Genomic DNA, 17,596 nt, shown 5'->3' on the forward strand with positions numbered 1-17,596 from the left:
GAGATAAATGACTAAAGACGCTAAAAACCTGATCGTTGGCCTCGACATCGGCACCTCGAAAGTGGTGGCCGTGGTGGCCGAGGTGATGGGCGATGGACGCCACGAGGTGATCGGGCTGGGCCAGCACGAATCGAAGGGCCTGAAGAAGGGCGTGGTGGTCAACATCGAAGCGACCGTCGAATCGATCCAGCGCGCGCTGGAAGAAGCGGAGCTGATGGCCGACTGCAAGATCCGCAATGTCTACGCCGGCATCGCGGGCAGCCATATCCGCAGCTTCAATTCCAGCGGCATGGTGGCCATCAAGGACAAGGAAGTGACGGCCACCGACGTAGCGCGCGTCATCGAAACGGCAAAGGCGGTTAACATTCCGACCGACCAGCAGCTGCTGCACACGGTACCGCAGGAATTCATCGTCGACAGCCAGGAAGACGTGCGCGAACCGATCGGCATGAGCGGCATCCGCCTGGAAGTCAAAGTCCACATCGTCACCGGCGCCGTGTCGGCGGTGCAGAACATCGTCAAGTGCGTGCGCCGTTGCGGCCTCGAAGTGTCCGACCTGATTTTGCAGCCGATGGCTTCGGCCGACGCCGTGCTGACACCGGATGAAAAAGAACTGGGCGTGGTGCTGATCGACATCGGCGGCGGCACCACCGACGTCGCGGTGTTCTCGGACGGCGCGATCCGCCACACGGCCGTGATCCCGATCGCCGGCGACCAGATCACCAACGATATCGCGATGGCGCTGCGCACCCCGACCTCGGAAGCGGAAGAGATCAAGATCCGCTACGGCGTGGCCAAGCAGGTGCTGGCCGATCCGGGCGAATCGCTGGAAGTGCCGGGCCTGGGCGACCGCGGTCCGCGCAACCTGTCGCGCCAGGCGCTGGCCGCCGTGATCGAGCCGCGCGTCGAAGAGTTGTTCGCCATGGTGCACCAGGTGGTGCGCGAGTCGGGCTACGAAGGCGTGCTGTCGTCGGGCATCGTGCTCACCGGCGGCACCGCGATCATGCCGGGCATGGTCGAGATGGCGGAAGACATATTCCTCAAACCGGCGCGCCTCGGCACGCCGGACTACCGTGGCCAGCTGGCCGACGTGGTGCGCAGCCCGCGCTACGCGACCGTGCTTGGCCTGTTGTTGGAAGCGAAAAAGCAGTACCTGCGTGGCCATATCGTTACGCGTCAGGATGGTTCGGTGAAAGCAGTATGGCAGCGCATGAAAGAATGGTTCCTCGGGAATTTTTAAACGCTTTTGTAGTACGAAACACACTAAACTTTTTATATTAAAACCGCAGTTTTCAATCCCCAGTTCTTCTAACGATATGAGGACTGGCGCTTGAAAACCGCATTCTGATAGGAGTCACATCATGGAGTTTGATATGGTCGATAACGCAGCTTTGGGCACCGTCATCAAGGTCGTCGGAGTCGGCGGCGCAGGTGGCAATGCAGTTCAACACATGATCAACAAGGGCATGTCCGGCGTCGAATTCATCGCCGCCAATACCGATGCCCAGGCGCTGGCGACCTCCAAGGCCGACAACGTCATTCAGATCGGCGAGACCGGCCTGGGCGCCGGCATGAAGCCTGACGTCGGCCGCCGTCTGGCCGAGGAATCGCGCCAGCGCATCGAAGACTCGCTGCGCGGCGCGCACATGGTGTTCATCGCCGCCGGCATGGGCGGCGGCACCGGCACCGGCGCCGCACCGATCGTGGCGGAAATCGCCAAGTCGCTCGGCGCGCTGACCGTGGCCGTGGTGTCCAAGCCGTTCTCGCACGAAGGCCAGAAGTGCATGGACATCGCCGACGAAGGCCTGGAGCAGCTGTCGGCCCACGTCGACTCGCTGATCGTGATCCTGAACGAGAAGCTGGAAGAGATCTACGAAGACGAATCGCTGATCGAATGGCTGCAGCACGCCGACGATGTGCTCAACAACGCCGTCGCCGGTATCGCCGAGATCATCAACGTGCCGGGCCACATCAACGTCGACTTCAACGACGTCAAGACCATCATGGGCGAGCAGGGCAAGGCCATGATGGGCACCGCGACCGCCAACGGCATCGACCGCGCGCGCATCGCCGCCGAGCAGGCCGTGGCCTCGCCGCTGCTGGACGGCGTCGACCTGTCGGGCGCCCGTGGCGTGCTGGTCAACGTGACCGCCTCGCGCGGCCTGAAAGGTAAGGAGATCAAGGAAGTCATGGCCGCCGTGCGCGCCTTCGCCGCGCCGGACGCGTCGATCGCCCAGGGTATCGCCTACGACGACAGCATGGGCGACGACATCCGCGTTACCGTGGTCGCCACCGGTCTGGGCAAGGCCAAGAAACACGTGCAGCTGGTTCCTCAGCAAATGCTGCGTACCGGCACCCACAACAGCCCGATGATGCCATCGGCTGCACTGGGCGGCGCGGCTTCGTCGTCGGTCTCGATGGGCGCCACCAGCGGCATGGGCGGCGGCGCATCGCCGGCCTTCGACGGCATGAAGGCGCCGGCCGTGTGGCGTCGCGAATCGGCTTCCGAGCAGGTGCGCGCGATGGAAAAGAATGGCATGGAAACCTACGACATTCCTGCCTTCCTGCGCAAGCAGGCGGATTAAGGCATACTGCTGGCTCTAAGCCGGTGAAAGCCGCGCCTGGGCGCGGCTTTTTTACGTTCAACATTTATAAAAGGAGTCATCCATGACCATCAAGATTGGCGACACCCTGCCAGAAGGCACCCTGTCCGAATTCATCGAAACCGAAACCGAAGGCTGCTCGCTGGGCCCGAACACGTTCAACGTACAAGACCTGGTCAAGGGCAAGAAGATCGCGATCTTCGGCCTGCCGGGCGCCTACACCCCGACCTGCTCGGCGCAGCACGTGCCAGGCTACGTCAAGCACGCCGCCGACCTGAAAGCCAAGGGCGTCGACGAAATCTGGTGCATCTCGGTCAATGACGCCTTCGTCATGGGCGCGTGGGGCCGCGACCAGAAAGCCACCGGCACCGTCCGCATGATGGCCGACGGCAACGCCGCCTACTCCAAGGCCCTGGGCCTGGACGCCGACTTCAGCAAGTTCGGCATGGGCACCCGCTCGCAGCGCTACTCGATGCTGGTCGAGAACGGCGTCGTGACCCAGCTCAACATCGAACAGGGCGGCAAGTTCGAAGTATCGAACGCTGAAACCCTGCTGGCCCAGGCGTAATCGCCGGACTGGTTGGATGCGGTAAAAAAACGGCGCCGCGGCGCCGTTTTTGTATTAATCTCACAATATGACTCAAGCCTTGATTAATCCAGCTTTGATGACATGGTCCCGCCGCAGGGCCGGACTCACTCAAGCTGAACTCGCTGCAAGCATTCCCGTCAAAGAGGAAAAGGTGCTGGCTTGGGAAACGGGCGAGAGCAGGCCTACATTCCGCCAAGCGCAACAATGGGCTGACCGCGCTCATATTCCTTTCGGCTTCCTGTTCCTGAAGGCGCCGCCGCAGGAGGTGTTGCCGCTTCCCGACTTGAGAACGGTCGGTAGCGATACACCAGAAAGTCCAAGTGTCGATTTGCTCGATATGGTACGCGACGTGCTGCGCAAGCAAGCGTGGTATCTCGATTATCTGGCCGAGCAGGAGCGTGAAGCGCTTCCTTTTGTTGGCGGGTTTAGTAGCGCTGATGCGATCGACGATGTCGTTGCAGACATCCGTCGGGTGCTAGGCGTTCAGGCTCCGCTTAAGAAAGGCGGAGATGAATATATGCGGCAGCTGGTGGCCGGTGCCGACGCTGCCGGCATACTCGTCATGCGCAGCGGAATTGTGGGTTCGAATACCCATCGAAAACTGGATGTCGGCGAGTTCCGGGGCTTTGCCATCAGCGATAGATACGCTCCTGTCGTTTTCATTAACCTCGCGGATGCACCGGCGGCGAGGCTGTTCACATTGATCCATGAACTGGCGCATATCTGGATTGGAAGTAGCGGGATTTCCAGTGTGTCGCCGGCGGACAACCGGAAAATAGAGACTTTCTGCAATGCCGTGGCAGGCGAGTTTCTGGTTCCGGAGTTGCTATTCCGCGAGCGCTGGAAGCATGCTGTTGATTGGATAGCGCAGTTGCCGGAGTTGGCCGCTGGCTTCCATGTCAGTAAGCTTGTCATCGCTCGCAGAGCCTGTGATTTGGGATTCATTTCCCGCGACGCCTACGTTGCATTCTATCTGGCGGAATTAAAGGCATATCGGGACCAGAAGGGCGGGGGCGGGAATTTCTACCAAAGCGCGGAGGGCAAGAACAGCAAGCGATTCAGCCGGGCGGTCTTGTCGGAAGCATTGAGTGGACGCTTGCTGTTGCGCGAAGCCGGAAAGCTGCTGGGTGTCCAGCCGGCCAAAGTCCGTACTTATGCTGAAAAGACGGACGAATGAGGTATCTGCTCGACGCCAATACGTTTGTCGAAGCTAAGAATCGTTACTACAACATGACGGTCTGTCCGGCGTACTGGGAGTGGATACTTCAGAAATACGACACCAACGATGTGGCAAGCGTCTCAATGATAGGCGACGAATTAAAGCGAGGTGACGATGAGCTTGCCTTGTGGGTTAGAAGCCATCCGGCGTTGTTCGAGGCCGTTGACGATGAGAGCACGCAAGCCTGCTTCATCAAGGTTGTCGAGTTTGTCGCTTCAGAAGCTCATCGGATGAAGGATGGCGCGGTTGAAGACTTTCTTTCCGGCGCGGACCCGTGGCTGATAGCCAAAGCGATGGCGACCGGCGCCACTGTGGTGACTCACGAACGTCATCATGCCGACGTCGTCAAGAAATTCCTTATTCCGAATGTGTGCGACGTCTTTGGTGTCGCATGGATGAATACTTTTGACTTGCTCTACAAGTTAGAAGCACGTTTTGTTTTGCCGGGTGGATGATGCGAGTTCTAGCTATTTCCGGCAGCTTGCGGGCCGCCTCCATTAACTCGATGCTGCTGCGCGTGATGGCTGATGTGGCGCCGTCCGGCATTGAGGTGCGGCTGTACCAAGGACTGGGGCAGCTACCGTTGTTTAATCCCGATATCATTGAACCGCCGCCGCTGGTCGCCGCGCTGCGTGAAGCTTTGCTGGCGGCCGACGCGGTGGTGATCGCCAGCCCTGAATATGCTCACGGCGTGACCGGCGCCATCAAGAACGGCCTCGACTGGATGGTCGGCAACGAGTCCTTTATCGACAAGCCGGTGGCGCTGCTGAACGCCTCGCCGCGCGCCACCCATGCTTACGCTTCGCTGCGTGAAACCATCACCGTGATGTCGGCCCGCGTGGTCGAAGCGGCGTCGATCACCCTGCCGCTGCTGGGCGCCAACCTGAGCGAAGAGGCGATGCGCGCCGATCCGCAAATCTGCGGCATGCTGCGCGCGGCCTTGCTGGCGTTGAAGGCCGATCAGTAATCCTGCACGCGCAGGCAGACGGCCAGTTCATCGGCGAGTCGACGCCGCTGGGCCGCGCCAAGGAAGCGGCCGACTTCAATCTGCTCGCCGCGGTCTCGCAGTTCGATCAGATCGCTGTCGCGCCGTGGAGGCAGCAAGCGGGTGGTGCCGGGGTGCAGTCGAAGCTCGCTACGTTTGCGGCCCCGGCGTTGCTCCACCACGATGACGCCGGGAGAAATATCGATACGGTCGTAGTCGTCGCGATGACGCGCACAATGGCGCAGGCAAGCCGCCAGCGCCGCCTGTTCCAGCGTGGCATACACCAGCACATACCAGTAACCCTGCCACAGGAACGCCAACGCCACCAGCGCCGACGGCACGCACAGCGACGCAAACACCAGCACCAACTGGCGCTGGGTCAATGCGCAGCGGCGTTCCAACAGCCAGCTGCGCGGTTCCGATGGCACATCGCGCGGCATCGCATTCTCCCTGGACGTCCTTAAAGTATATCCCGGTTCGTCAGCGCGCTGCCGAGGCGGACGTCAATAGATATCGCCGAAATCGTGCTTGGCCTTGAACAAGGTCGAGTCGATCGAGAACGAGCAGTCGGCCTGCACGGCGAAGTATTGCAGCGTCTCCTCCGGCGCGGTCGCGAACAGGCTGCGGATCGCCGTCACGCGCTCGGCCGGCGTGCGCATGCGGGCCGTCCACTCGTCGAATTTCATTTCCAGCTTCCAGTCGCCGGCGCGCTCGCAGGCGAAGCCGGCGTCCGCCAGCATCGCCAGCCATTCGGACGGCCGGTAGTCGCGCACATGCGAACCGTCGCGCAGCAGTTCGACCGCCTGCAAGGTGGTGTCGTGCAGCGGGCTCTCCGGCGCGGTGATGTCGATCACGACCAGCACGCCGCCTTTCTTCAACACCCGCTTCACTTCGCGCAGCGCCGCCGGCACATCCAGCCAGTGATGCGCCGAGAAGCGCGTGACCACCATGCAGAACGAAGCGTCCGCAAACGGCAGGCTGGCCACGTTGCCCTGCTGCGTGATGACGTTGTCCAGCCCCCGTTCGGCGGCGGCGCCGCGCACCACGGCCAGCATCTGCTCCGACAGGTCGAATGCCGTTACCGATTTCGCCACCGGCGCCACGGCGAAGCTGGCGTGGCCGGCGCCGCAACCCAGGTCCAGCACCGTCGGATGCGGCCCCAGCAGGCGGGCGATCTCACGCAGCGCGGCCAGGTCGGCGCCCTGCGAATGGACCGTGCTGGTCAGGTAGGCGCTGGCGGTATTGCCGAACTGCTGGGCGACGACGGCTTGCTGTTTCATGTTTTTCTCCAAAAATGGGCGAGTCAGGGCAGAATAGGCGTGTTTTTATCCTGTAACAAGACAAGTACTTATCCTGGTATAAGAACTACCATGCATAACAAACTCGGTGAATTCATCCGCGCCCATCGCGAGCGCACCCTGCCCGGCAGCGTAGGCTTGCCCGGCGGCGGACGGCGCCGCACGCCCGGCCTGCGGCGCGAAGAGCTGGCGCAATTGTGCGACGTCAGCCCGACTTGGCTGACGTGGCTGGAGCAGGGCAGGGAAGTGCAGGCATCCGGCAAGATGCTGGCGCGGCTGGCGGAAGTGCTGCGTCTGTCAGCCGCCGAACGCGCCTATCTGTTCAGCCTGGCCGACCGGCTGGACCCGCATCACGACGACGACGGCGGCAGCGCGGAGGAAGCGTTGGACGCGATCGTCGCGGCCATCGGCGCACCGGCGTACATCCTCGACCGGCAATGGGATGCGGTGGCCTGGAACCCGCAGGCGGCGCAGTTGTTTGCCGGCTGGTTGCCGCCGCTCCCGCAATCGCATGCCAGGCCGAACCTGCTGCGCTATATGTTTCTCAGCGTGGCCGCGCGCGAGCTGATCGTCGACTGGCCGGAGCGCGCCCGGCGGCTGGTGGCCGAATTCCGCGCCGACATCGGCCGCCATGCCAGTGAACAGACGCTGGCCGGCCTGATTGCCGAACTGTCCGACGCCAGCGCGACCTTCGCCGAGCTGTGGAATTTGCAGGACGTGGTCGGCAGGGAAGGCGGCTTGCGCCGCTTCCGCCATCCGCAACAAGGCGATCTGGACTTCAACCAAGTAACGCTGCACCTGGCCAAGCGCCACGACTTGAAGCTGGTGATGCTGCTGTCGCAGACTTGATCAAGGACGCAGCAAGGTCGGCAAGATCAAGCTGGTCAACAGTTTTTCGCTCAGCGGATGGGCGCCGCCTACCTGGAAGTTGGTGGTCGTGATGACGACCACCGCATCCTGTTCCGGCAGCACGAAAACCTTGTTGCCGCCTGATCCAGACATGCCGAAGGCTGGCACGGCGCGGCCGTCCACCTTGAACTTCTGCAGCCACCACAGGTAGCCATAGTCGTAACCGTCACTGGCGTTTGCGTGCGGTGCGATGGAGCGGCGCACCCACTCGGATGAAATGACTTGCTTGCCTTCCCAGCGGCCGCCGTTGAGGTAAAGCTGGCCGAGCTTGGCCAGGTCCACGCTGCGCAGCTGCAGGCCGCCGCCGGTCATGGCCGATCCCTTGGGCTGGAACTGCCACTTCACCTGGTCGATGCCCAGCGGCTTGAACAGATTGGCGGCGGCGAAGTCCGGCACGCTCTGCCCGCTCACACGTTCAAGCAACGGGCCCAGCATGGTGACGCCCGCCGTGCAGTAACTCCAGGCGCGGCCGTAGGGCGATTTTTCGGGCCGCGGCTGCCAATCGGGGAATCCCCGTATCGGCAGGTCGGCGGTAAAGCGGCTCCAGTCTTCGATCAGGTACATGCGTTCCTCGTTGCCGCGGGAATGCTGGTTGCCGTCGTCGCATTCGAGCAGCGAGCTCATGGTCAAGAAGTCTTCGACGGTGATGTTGTCTTTGCGCGGATCGGGGTAGGCCAGGGGCTGGAGTTCCGGGAAGTAGGGCAGCACTTTCGACTCCACGCGCAGCAGCTTGCGCTCGACCGCCACGCCAACCAGCATGCCCGTAACGGTCTTGGTGGCCGAGCGCGTGTTGCGCAAACCCTCGGCGCCTTCCTTGTCGAAGTAGTGCTCGTAAATCAGCTTGCCGTGCTGCGACACGACAACGCTGGTGATCTGTTTGAACTGCCCCGCATCGATGGCGGCAGTCACTGCATCCAATGGTTGTGCATGGACGCAGCTATTTATCAGCAACAGGAACGGCAAGGATAGGTGTCGCAACATCGTGGTCTCCAATCATTGAAAAAGTGTCGGCGTGATCAGCCAGGTATTCTAGGGACGACCGATGTGCTGCGCGAGCCCCGGCCGACGAACCAAGCCAGGAGCAGCATGAATGGTAGGAATCGCATGACGAGTGGTTAGCGGCCATGGCGCAACGCGTTCCGCATTTGATGTTATAGTTCAAGCATCATTCTGGCGTTTAGACGCAGGATGGGGACGTCCCTTCGGGCGTCAGATTTCAAGAGTGCTCACGTGCCGATCGAACTCAACTTTGCAACACCGGTTGCGCTACCCGCGCAGTCCAGCATCACCCACCTCTACTCGTCGGTCAACCTGGCCGACGCATTTGCAATCGGGCTGCCGTCCGACGCCTCCAGTGATCCGGATGTGCTGGCCCGGTTCATCTTCGCGCACCAGCCTGCATGGATCGGGAAACTCCTCAATCTTCGCGATCTGATCGTTGCCGGCTTTGGTCTGAAGACTGCCAGGCAGCTGGCAACCCTGGCCCATGATGCGAAGGCTGAACGGCTAGGCATCTTCAAGGTTTACCGCACCAGCCCAACCGAGGTCGTGGTGGGGGAGGACGACGCGCATCTTGATTTCCGCTTATCGATCCTGTGCAGCGGTGGGCCGGAGGCCGACGGCGGACGCGAACTGACCCTTTCGACGGTGGTCCATTGCCATAATCTGCTTGGACGGGTCTACATATTTTTCATAGCCCCGTTTCACCGCATGGTGGTCAAGGCCAGCTTGCGCCGCGCTGCGCGCATCGGCTGGCCTGTGAGCGGAGCGCGGCCATGACGGTGCGAACAATAGCAGCACTGTGCATGGGAGTTCTGATGACGGTTGGTCAGAGCAACGCAGCCGCCGCCGAACCCGCGGGGCACATCACCGGCGTAGGCGGCGTGTTCTTCAAGGCCAAGGACCCGAAGGCGCTGGCGGCCTGGTATCGCGATGTGCTGGGCATGTCGCTGGAAGTGTGGGGCGGCGCGAAACTGCGCTACGACGCGCCCCAGCATCCGCCGGCGCTGATCTGGAGCGCGTTCCCGGCCTCGACGAAATACTTCGCGCCATCGACCAGCGAGTTCATGATCAACTACGCGGTCGACGACATGGACGCTTTGCTCGCGCGGCTTGAAGCGAAGGGCGTCGTCATCCTGAAGCGCACCGACGACGACCCGAACGGCCGCTTCGCATGGATACTCGATCCGGAAGGGAACAAGCTCGAACTCTGGGAGCCGAAACGTGCGCCGCCTCCCTGATTGGTTTGGTAAAGGCTCAGACAAATGACGGAGTTTGATTATGCGGTTGCTATTGTTGTGGTTTGTACTGGCTATTACGAATATCGCGTCGGCGAATACTCCTTACGAAACGAGAGGAGTCGTTCTGCTACAGCCTGAGTCCGTTCTGAATGAACGTATCCAGACGAATTCGCTAGCGTCGTATATCCGTTCGGTTAATGCAGCTGCCACCGATGTTTTTGCTTCCCAGACGCACGGGCCGGCGGCCGGGTTTCTGGTCCTTGCCATCAGGCCAGGCAATCAATCCGCTGCATGGCTCGATGTTAGCCCCGCGTTGCCACCTGATCTCGCAAGCGATCTGGTTGCAAGGCTGCGTGCCCTGCCTGTACCAGAAGTTCAGCTTGGCCCCGTCGTGTTTGCTGTACGCGCCGTGTTGTGGGGAGGAGAGCCTTTGGATCAAAATCTGCCTGAGCCTGAGGAGTGGAGGCGAGCGGCACATGAGGCAGGGCAACCCCTTGAGATCGGTGAGTTGGTTGGTCGCATTTGGCCGCGCTAACCTGAGGCGAAAACTGCTTGTGGGGGCGGCATTTTATAATGCCAAGCATGAAACCACTCATCGTAATATTGCTGACCGCCTTCTCCAGTTCGGCATTGGCCTGTCAGACGCCGCCCCCGGAAAGCCTGCGCGCAGCCTGGACCACCTGGCGCGCGGCCACGCTGAAGGACGAACCGGGTGTCTCGGCCCGGCTCTACAAATTCCCCTTCCTGCTGCTGTCCCCATATGATGGCGACCGGCCCTTGCGCGTCACCAGGGCGGCCTTCAGCGACAACTATCAGAACCTGTTCGCGTCCTTCTCCGCCAACGACGAGAACCAATTCCGCCAGGACCTGAGAAAAACCAAGGACAGCGAATATATAGCGAAGTTCGAGTTCAACGAGAAAACCTGCCAGCTCACCCGGCCGGTGCGTATCCACGACACCAACTTCATCTACGACCAGAAGGCCGGATGGCTGGTCCAGTCGATCTACATGCCGGAAGCCTACGGACTTTTCAAGGACGGCGTCACCGACGGCATACGCTGAGCCGGCGCAGCATTCTGCAAGGAAAATTTCCCCTTGCTATAATCGGCACGTCCGGGCACTACCCGGTCCTGGCTCCCAACGTCGCCATGATGACGTTCCCAGTGGTCCGCACGGACCTGCCGCAAGGAGCTTCCCCTGTCCACCGCCACCCGCTCGGAAAACCTGCGCAGCATCTACGCGATGCTGGCCGCGGTCGCCATGTTCTCGTTCATGGACACCACCATGAAGGTGCTGTCCTCCCACTATCCCGCCACGCAAGTGACCGCCATGCGCGCGCTCAGCTCGCTGCCGCTGCTGTGCGGCTACATGCTGTATCGCGGCGCCTTCCGCGGCATCTTCCAGGTGCGCTGGGGCATGCACGTCTTCCGCAGCCTGCTCGGCATCGCGATGCTGACCTCGTTCGCCTACGGCCTCAAGGCGCTGTCGCTGGCCGAGGCGTATTCGATCTTCTTCATCGCGCCGTCGTTGATCACGGCGCTGTCGGTGTTCGTGTTGAAAGAGAAGGTCGGCACCGGTCAGTGGGTCGCCATCGTGGTCGGCCTGCTCGGCGTGCTGGTGGTGCTGCGTCCCGAAGGCACGGGCTTCCTGACCTTGGGCGGGCTGGCCTTGCTGGGCTCGGCCGCCTGCTATGCAATGGCCGCGATCACCAGCCGCGTGCTGGCCCGCACCGACAGCAATGAATCGATGATGTTCTGGTACCTGCTGCTGATGGCGGCCGGCGGCTTGGCGATGTCGGCCAGCCACTGGGTGCCGGTGCGCGCCGAGGACGGCTGGGTGCTGCTGGCGCTGGCGCTGAGCGGCTTCCTCGGCCAGCTGGCGATCACGCGCGCCTTCAGCTCCGGCAAGGCCTCGGTGGTGGCGCCGTTCGAATACTCGGCGCTGGCCTGGGGCGTGGCGATCGACTGGCTGCTGTGGCACACGCTGCCCGACGGCTACACGCTGCTCGGCGCCGGCATCATCATCGCCAGCGGCATCTACCTGGTGCGGCGCGAATCGGTCCACGCCGAGGCCGAACATCCTTGACGATGGGAAACTCCGCCGACAGCGCAGCGGACCCAACTTCGCTATAATCGTCGGATGTTAAAACAACGCACTATCAAAGAACTGGTCCGCACCACGGGTGTCGGACTGCACTCCGGCACCAAGGTCGAGCTGACCCTGCGCCCGGCCGCGCCGGACACCGGCATCGTGTTCCGCCGCGTCGACCTGACCCCGGTGGTGGAGTTCCCCGCCAGCGCGATGGCGGTCGGCGACACTCGCATGGCCTCGGTGCTGGTCAAGGACGGCGCCCGCGTGTCGACCGTCGAGCACCTGATGTCGGCCTGCGCCGGCCTCGGCCTGGACAACCTGTACATCGAAGTCAGCGCCGAAGAAATCCCCATCATGGATGGCTCGGCCTCGTCGTTCGTATATTTATTGCAACAGGCCGGCGTGCAGGAGCAGCCGGTCGCGAAGAAATTCATCCGCGTGCTGAAACCGGTGGAAATCCGCGAAGGCACGGGCGACAAGGAAAAATGGGCCCGTTTGACGCCGTACAACGGCTTCAAGCTGGACTTTTTCATTGAATTCAACCATCCGGCGGTCGACGGCACCCAGCAGCGCGCCCATGTGGACTTCGGCGACGTCTCCTACGTGCACGACGTGGCCCGCGCCCGCACCTTCGGCTTCATGCAGGACGTGGAAATGCTGCGCGGCATAGGCCTGGCGCGCGGCGGCTCGCTGGAAAACGCGATTGTGATGGACGAGTACCGCATCCTCAATTCGGACGGCCTGCGCTATGACGACGAGTTCGTGCGCCACAAGATCCTGGACGCCATCGGCGACCTGTACCTGGTCGGCCATCCGCTGCTGGCCAGCTACGAGGCGCACAAGTCCGGCCACGCGCTGAACAACCAGCTGCTGCTGGAACTGCTCAAGCATCCGGATGCCTATGAAATCGTCTCGTTCGAGACCAATGAAGTCGCGCCGCCGTCGTATCTGCGCCAGATGGCGCGCGAGTGGGCGCTAACTTAACCCGCTAAGGCAGGGGTCTGACCCCGCAGGGTCAGACCCCGAGCGGATCGTCGTGCGGGGTTCAGGTGGGACGTCGCTTGGCCACCATCGCCTTCAGCGCCGCGATCAGCGTGGCGTTCTGCGGGGTGTCCTCCAGCGTATCGCCGAGCTCGTCGAAGGCCGTCACGGCCGCTTCCGTCAGCCACAGCGAGCGCATCTGCTCCTTGATCTCGGCCGGCTTGGTCATCAGCACCTTCAATTTCACGCCGTGCACCTGCCAGCCGCGCTGCGCCAGCGTGTCCTGCAGCTTGGGCAGCTGTTGCTTGAGCTTGGCCGCCAGCGCCGCGTTCGGCAGCGACAGGATCAATTGCCCATCCTCGAACGCCAGGATTTCGCAGTACTTGAACATGGCCGGCAGGGCCGCCGCGCAGTCTTTTTGCAGCGAGGCCATGCGTTGGATGGCCGGCAGCAGGGCGGCCATTTTGTCGTCGCGGCGCAGGAAATCGGTCGCCCCGACGGGAGTGTGGCGTTTGATGGAGACGTTGGAAGAGTTGAAGCGCATGTGACGCAACATATCACAGCGGCAAAAAAACGTCACCACCGGTTAAAATAGCTTAATTTTGTGACATTGTTCACTCTTGGGCTATTGTTAAACAGGTCAATAACCCAATGTAGGCGCGGACGCATGATAAAATCACCGTCTTTTGCCATAGTCGAACTCCGTGCGGTAAGGCGTTTTTCCCCTACAGAGCTTTTTTTAACGGCGTTTTTTCAAGAATTCAAGCATGTCATTACTGACCCAGATTTTCGGTAGCCGCAACCAGCGGCTGCTCAAGCAATACCAAAAAACGGTACGCGAGATCAATGCGCTCGAGCCGGCGATGGAAAAACTGTCCGACGCCGAGTTGCAAGCGAAGACGCCTGCATTCAAGGAACGCATCGCCAATGGCGAAGCGCTCGACGCGCTGCTGCCCGAGGCGTTTGCCGTCTGCCGCGAAGCGTCCAAGCGCGTCTTCAAGATGCGCCACTTCGACGTGCAGCTGATCGGCGGCATGGTTCTGCACTACGGCAAGATCGCCGAAATGGGCACCGGCGAGGGCAAAACCCTGACCGCGACCCTGCCGGCCTATCTGAACGCGCTGTCGGGCAAGGGCGTGCACATCGTCACCGTCAATGACTACCTGGCGCAGCGCGACGCGGAAACCATGGCCAAGCTGTACGGCTGGCTGGGTCTGTCGACCGGTATCAACCTGTCGCAGATGGAGCATGCCACCAAGCAGGCGGCCTACGCGTCCGACATCACCTACGGCACCAACAACGAATTCGGTTTCGACTACCTGCGCGACAACATGGTGTTCGAAGCCCGCGACCGCGTGCAGCGCGTGCTGAACTTCGGCATCGTCGATGAAGTCGACTCGATCCTGATCGACGAAGCCCGCACCCCGCTGATCATCTCCGGCCAGGCCGAGAACCACACCGACCTGTACTACAAGATCAACGAGCTGCCACGCCTGCTGACCTTGCAGATCGGCGAAGAAACGCCGGACGGCAAGGGCAAGGTTGAAGTCCCTGGCGACTACACCAAGGACGAAAAAGCCCACCAGGTGCTGCTGACCGAAGCCGGTCACGAAAAAGCCGAAGCGATCCTGACCAAGATGGGTCTGCTGCCGGAAGGCGCCTCGCTGTACGACTCGGCCAACATCACGCTGGTGCACCACCTGTACGCGGCGCTGCGCGCGCACGCGCTGTACTTCAAGGATCAGCACTACGTGGTGCAGAACAATGAAGTGGTGATCGTCGATGAATTCACCGGCCGTCTGATGACGGGCCGCCGCTGGTCCGACGGCCTGCACCAGGCTGTCGAAGCGAAAGAGGGCGTGAAGATCCAGAACGAGAACCAGACCCTGGCCTCGATCACCTTCCAGAACTACTTCCGCATGTATTCGAAGCTGGCCGGCATGACCGGTACCGCCGATACCGAAGCCTACGAATTCCAGGAAATCTACGGCCTCGAAACCGTGGTGATCCCGCCTAACCGTCCTTCGCAGCGCAAGGACCGTCAGGACCAGGTCTACAAATCGTCGGCCGAGAAGTACAACGCCATGATGCTGGAAATCCGCGAATGCTACGACCGCGGCCAACCGGTGCTGGTGGGTACCACCTCGATCGAAAACTCGGAACTGCTGTCGGGCATCCTGACCAAGGGCGGCCTGCCGCACAACGTCCTGAACGCGAAACAGCACGCCCGTGAAGCGGAAATCATCGCCCAGGCGGGTAGCCCGAAAGCGATCACCATCGCCACCAACATGGCCGGTCGCGGTACCGACATCGTCCTGGGGGGTAACGTCGAGAAGCAGATCCAGTTCGTTGAAGCCAACGCTGAACTGAGCGACGCCGACAAGGCTGCGCAATCGAAGGCACTGCGCGACGGCTGGCAGGCATTGCACGAGCAGGTGGTTGCCGCCGGCGGCCTGCATATCGTCGGCACCGAGCGTCACGAATCGCGCCGCGTCGACAATCAGCTGCGCGGCCGCGCCGCACGTCAGGGCGACCCTGGCATGTCGCGCTTCTTCCTGTCGCTGGACGACCAGCTGCTGCGCATCTTCGCGGGCGACCGCGTGCGCGCCATCATGGACCGCCTGAAGATGCCGGAAGGCGAACCTATCGAAGCGGGCATCGTCTCGCGTTCGATCGAGTCCGCGCAGCGCAAGGTCGAGGCACGCAACTTCGACATCCGCAAGCAGCTGCTGGAATACGACGACGTCGCCAACGACCAGCGCAAAGTGATCTACCAGCAGCGTAACGAGCTGCTGGAAGCGACCGACATCTCGGAACTGATCCAGTCCCTGCGCCACGGCGCCTTCACCGACCTGGTACGCGAATACGTGCCGGCGGAATCGGTCGAAGAGCAGTGGAACATCAAGGGCCTGGAAGCGGCGCTGGCGGCGGAATGGCAGATCGACCTGCCGTTGCGCGCGATGCTGGAAAAAGAACAGAACCTGAACGACGAAGACATCGTGGAGCGCGTGATCGCTGCGGCCGATGCGCTGTACCAGTCGAAGATCGACATCGTCGGCAAGGAATCGTTCGGCGGCTTCGAACGCAACGTCATGCTGCAAAGCGTGGACAGCCACTGGCGCGAACACCTGGCGGCGCTGGATCACCTGCGCCAGGGTATCCACCTGCGTGGCTACGCACAGAAGAACCCCAAGCAGGAATACAAGCGCGAGGCGTTCGAACTGTTCGGCCAGATGCTCGATATGATCAAGAACGAAGTGGTCAAGCTGATCATGACGGTCCGTATCCAGTCACGCGAAGAGATCGATGCGGCCGAAGCGGCGATGCAGCAGTCGCACGTTGAAAACGTCAGCTACCAGCACGCCGACTTCAACCCGAACGCGGCGCCGGAAGACCTGCTGGCGCCAGCGCCTTCGATGGGCGGCCTGCCACCGGAGCTGCAAGGCCTGAGCGGCGAGCAGCTGATGGAGATGGGCCTGAAAGTCGGACGCAACGACCCATGCCCATGCGGCAGCGGCAAGAAGTACAAAGCCTGCCACGGCAAACTGGCATAAACAAAAAAACCGGAGCTAGCCTCCGGTTTTTTTATTTCATCTCGTGACAAATGTCAGTGCTACTTCATGACACACTGGACTGTCGACCCCAGCATCCCTGTTCCATAATGATCATCCAATAGAACAGAGAAATCCCATGAAATCGACAGTGTGTTCCGCTTTGACCGCTCTGGCCATGACACTTGCCAGCACTTGTGTGCATGCCGCAGGATTCCAGTTCGGATCTGCCGCCGATGCCAACGGCAAGCCGCTGGCGATCGGCATCTGGTATCCGAGCCAGGCAACGCCGCAGTCGATGTCGGTGGGGCCGGCTGCGTTGTCGGTTGCCCTCAACGGCCCGCTGCAAGGACGCGCATTGCCGTTGGTGGTGATGTCGCACGGCGCCGGAGGCTCTTTCATGGAGCACTACGATACAGCCATTGCCTTGGCTGACGCGGGCTATGTCGTTGCTGCCGTTACCCACGCCGGCGACAACTATGCCGACCAGAGTCGCAGCATCTACATCATGGATCGCCCCAGACAAATGAGCCGTGTGATCGACCATATGTTGTCGAGCTGGGGCGGGCATGCCGCCATCGATCCAGCGCGTATCGGGATGTTCGGATTTTCTTCAGGTGGCTTTACAACGCTGGTAAGCATAGGCGGGTTGGCGGATTTCTCCAAGGTGGGCCCGATGTGCCGCGAACATCCGGAAGATTTTGCCTGCAAGGTGATGGCGAAGAGCGGCCAGACTGAGATCGCGCCGCCCGATTCAAGCCCTATGCAGGATCATCGCGTCAAGGCCGCGGTTGTGGTGGCCCCGGCTCTGGGGTTCACGTTCTCGCCGGATGGATTGAAAAACGTCGGGACACCAGTGCAGCTCTGGCGTCCCGAGGACGACGTCATCCTGCCGCATCCGCGTTTCGCCGAAGCGGTTCGGTTGGCTCTTCCGCAAGCACCGGACTACCAGGTGGTGCCCAACGCCGGCCATTTCGACTTCCTGGCGCCTTGCAGCGTCGCATTTGCGAACATGGTCCCTGCTATTTGTACGAGCGCCGCAGGGTTTGATCGCGTGGCTTTTCATCAAACCTTCAATAAGTCGGTGGTCGACTTTTTCGGGAAAAACTTGACACGTCACTGAGTCGCCT

18 protein-coding genes are annotated in these 17,596 nt (G+C 61.6%); 14 read left to right on the forward strand and 4 right to left on the reverse strand.

Annotated elements, in window-relative coordinates:
• The first annotated feature begins 7 nt into the window (after positions 1-7).
• The 6 genes from ftsA (at position 8) to RUGAMON1_RS05310 (ending at position 5,378) form a co-directional block, all read left to right on the forward strand.
• Complete coding sequence (gene ftsA / locus RUGAMON1_RS05285; RefSeq protein WP_020705070.1) at positions 8-1,240, forward strand: cell division protein FtsA; 1,233 nt, start codon at positions 8-10, stop codon at positions 1,238-1,240.
• A 121-nt stretch (positions 1,241-1,361) separates the two neighbouring features.
• Entirely contained in the window at positions 1,362-2,585 is a 1,224-nt protein-coding gene (ftsZ, locus tag RUGAMON1_RS05290; RefSeq protein WP_445229516.1) for a cell division protein FtsZ, read from the forward strand.
• Between the two features lie 82 nt (positions 2,586-2,667).
• Positions 2,668-3,171, forward strand: coding sequence for a peroxiredoxin (locus RUGAMON1_RS05295; protein ID WP_117013038.1), 504 nt, complete (start codon positions 2,668-2,670; stop codon positions 3,169-3,171).
• 67 nt (positions 3,172-3,238) lie between these two features.
• A complete protein-coding gene (locus tag RUGAMON1_RS05300) occupies positions 3,239-4,369 on the forward strand; it encodes an ImmA/IrrE family metallo-endopeptidase (protein ID WP_445229517.1) in 1,131 nt (376 codons plus the stop codon).
• Entirely contained in the window at positions 4,366-4,866 is a 501-nt protein-coding gene (locus RUGAMON1_RS05305; RefSeq protein ID WP_445229518.1) for a DUF4411 family protein, read from the forward strand. The genes RUGAMON1_RS05300 and RUGAMON1_RS05305 overlap by 4 nt, the downstream gene beginning before the upstream one ends.
• Positions 4,863-5,378 (forward strand): NADPH-dependent FMN reductase, encoded by a 516-nt coding sequence (locus tag RUGAMON1_RS05310; RefSeq protein WP_445229519.1) that lies wholly within the window; start codon positions 4,863-4,865, stop codon positions 5,376-5,378. The genes RUGAMON1_RS05305 and RUGAMON1_RS05310 overlap by 4 nt, the downstream gene beginning before the upstream one ends.
• Here the strand turns inward: RUGAMON1_RS05310 and RUGAMON1_RS05315 are convergent.
• Positions 5,372-5,836 (reverse strand): DUF2244 domain-containing protein, encoded by a 465-nt coding sequence (locus RUGAMON1_RS05315; protein WP_445229520.1) that lies wholly within the window; start codon positions 5,834-5,836, stop codon positions 5,372-5,374. The two genes, RUGAMON1_RS05310 and RUGAMON1_RS05315, sit on opposite strands and share 7 nt — an antisense overlap.
• A 63-nt stretch (positions 5,837-5,899) precedes the next feature.
• Entirely contained in the window at positions 5,900-6,676 is a 777-nt protein-coding gene (locus RUGAMON1_RS05320) for a class I SAM-dependent methyltransferase (protein ID WP_445229521.1), read from the reverse strand.
• Positions 6,677-6,766: 90 nt separating this feature from the next.
• Between RUGAMON1_RS05320 and RUGAMON1_RS05325 the strand changes: the two genes are divergently transcribed.
• On the forward strand, positions 6,767-7,543 hold the full coding sequence (locus RUGAMON1_RS05325; protein WP_445229522.1) for a helix-turn-helix transcriptional regulator: 777 nt from the start codon (positions 6,767-6,769) through the stop codon (positions 7,541-7,543).
• On the opposite strand, the gene RUGAMON1_RS05330 is transcribed toward RUGAMON1_RS05325, so the two are convergent.
• Positions 7,544-8,512: a serine hydrolase domain-containing protein gene (locus RUGAMON1_RS05330; RefSeq protein ID WP_445229881.1), complete on the reverse strand. Its 969-nt coding sequence runs from the start codon at positions 8,510-8,512 to the stop codon at positions 7,544-7,546. It lies immediately after the preceding gene.
• A 321-nt stretch (positions 8,513-8,833) separates the two neighbouring features.
• Here RUGAMON1_RS05330 and RUGAMON1_RS05335 point away from each other — a divergent pair, with 321 nt between their 5' ends.
• The 5 genes from RUGAMON1_RS05335 (at position 8,834) to lpxC (ending at position 12,918) form a co-directional block, all read left to right on the forward strand.
• Positions 8,834-9,382, forward strand: a complete 549-nt coding sequence (locus tag RUGAMON1_RS05335) for a DUF2867 domain-containing protein (RefSeq protein WP_445229523.1) — start codon at positions 8,834-8,836, stop codon at positions 9,380-9,382.
• A gap of 38 nt (positions 9,383-9,420) precedes the next feature.
• Positions 9,421-9,843: a VOC family protein gene (locus RUGAMON1_RS05340; protein ID WP_445229524.1), complete on the forward strand. Its 423-nt coding sequence runs from the start codon at positions 9,421-9,423 to the stop codon at positions 9,841-9,843.
• A gap of 582 nt (positions 9,844-10,425) precedes the next feature.
• Positions 10,426-10,905, forward strand: coding sequence for a hypothetical protein (locus RUGAMON1_RS05345; RefSeq protein WP_445229525.1), 480 nt, complete (start codon positions 10,426-10,428; stop codon positions 10,903-10,905).
• Between the two features lie 180 nt (positions 10,906-11,085).
• Positions 11,086-11,928, forward strand: a complete 843-nt coding sequence (locus RUGAMON1_RS05350; protein WP_445229526.1) for a DMT family transporter — start codon at positions 11,086-11,088, stop codon at positions 11,926-11,928.
• A 54-nt stretch (positions 11,929-11,982) separates the two neighbouring features.
• The gene (gene lpxC, locus RUGAMON1_RS05355; RefSeq protein ID WP_116992470.1) at positions 11,983-12,918 is read left to right on the forward strand and encodes a UDP-3-O-acyl-N-acetylglucosamine deacetylase; all 936 of its coding nucleotides are present in this window, start codon (positions 11,983-11,985) and stop codon (positions 12,916-12,918) included.
• A gap of 61 nt (positions 12,919-12,979) precedes the next feature.
• Here the strand turns inward: lpxC and RUGAMON1_RS05360 are convergent, their stop codons facing one another.
• Positions 12,980-13,459 (reverse strand): DciA family protein, encoded by a 480-nt coding sequence (locus RUGAMON1_RS05360; RefSeq protein ID WP_445229527.1) that lies wholly within the window; start codon positions 13,457-13,459, stop codon positions 12,980-12,982.
• 223 nt (positions 13,460-13,682) lie between these two features.
• On the opposite strand from RUGAMON1_RS05360, the gene secA reads away from it, so the two are divergent.
• Both secA and RUGAMON1_RS05370 read left to right on the forward strand, forming a co-directional pair.
• Positions 13,683-16,469, forward strand: a complete 2,787-nt coding sequence (gene secA, locus RUGAMON1_RS05365; RefSeq protein WP_445229528.1) for a preprotein translocase subunit SecA — start codon at positions 13,683-13,685, stop codon at positions 16,467-16,469.
• 136 nt (positions 16,470-16,605) lie between these two features.
• Entirely contained in the window at positions 16,606-17,589 is a 984-nt protein-coding gene (locus RUGAMON1_RS05370; RefSeq protein ID WP_445229529.1) for an alpha/beta hydrolase family protein, read from the forward strand.
• The last annotated feature ends 7 nt before the right edge of the window (positions 17,590-17,596 follow it).

This window comes from Duganella rhizosphaerae (assembly GCF_040364205.1).
Classification (GTDB): Bacteria; Pseudomonadota; Gammaproteobacteria; order Burkholderiales; family Burkholderiaceae_D; genus Rugamonas; species Rugamonas rhizosphaerae.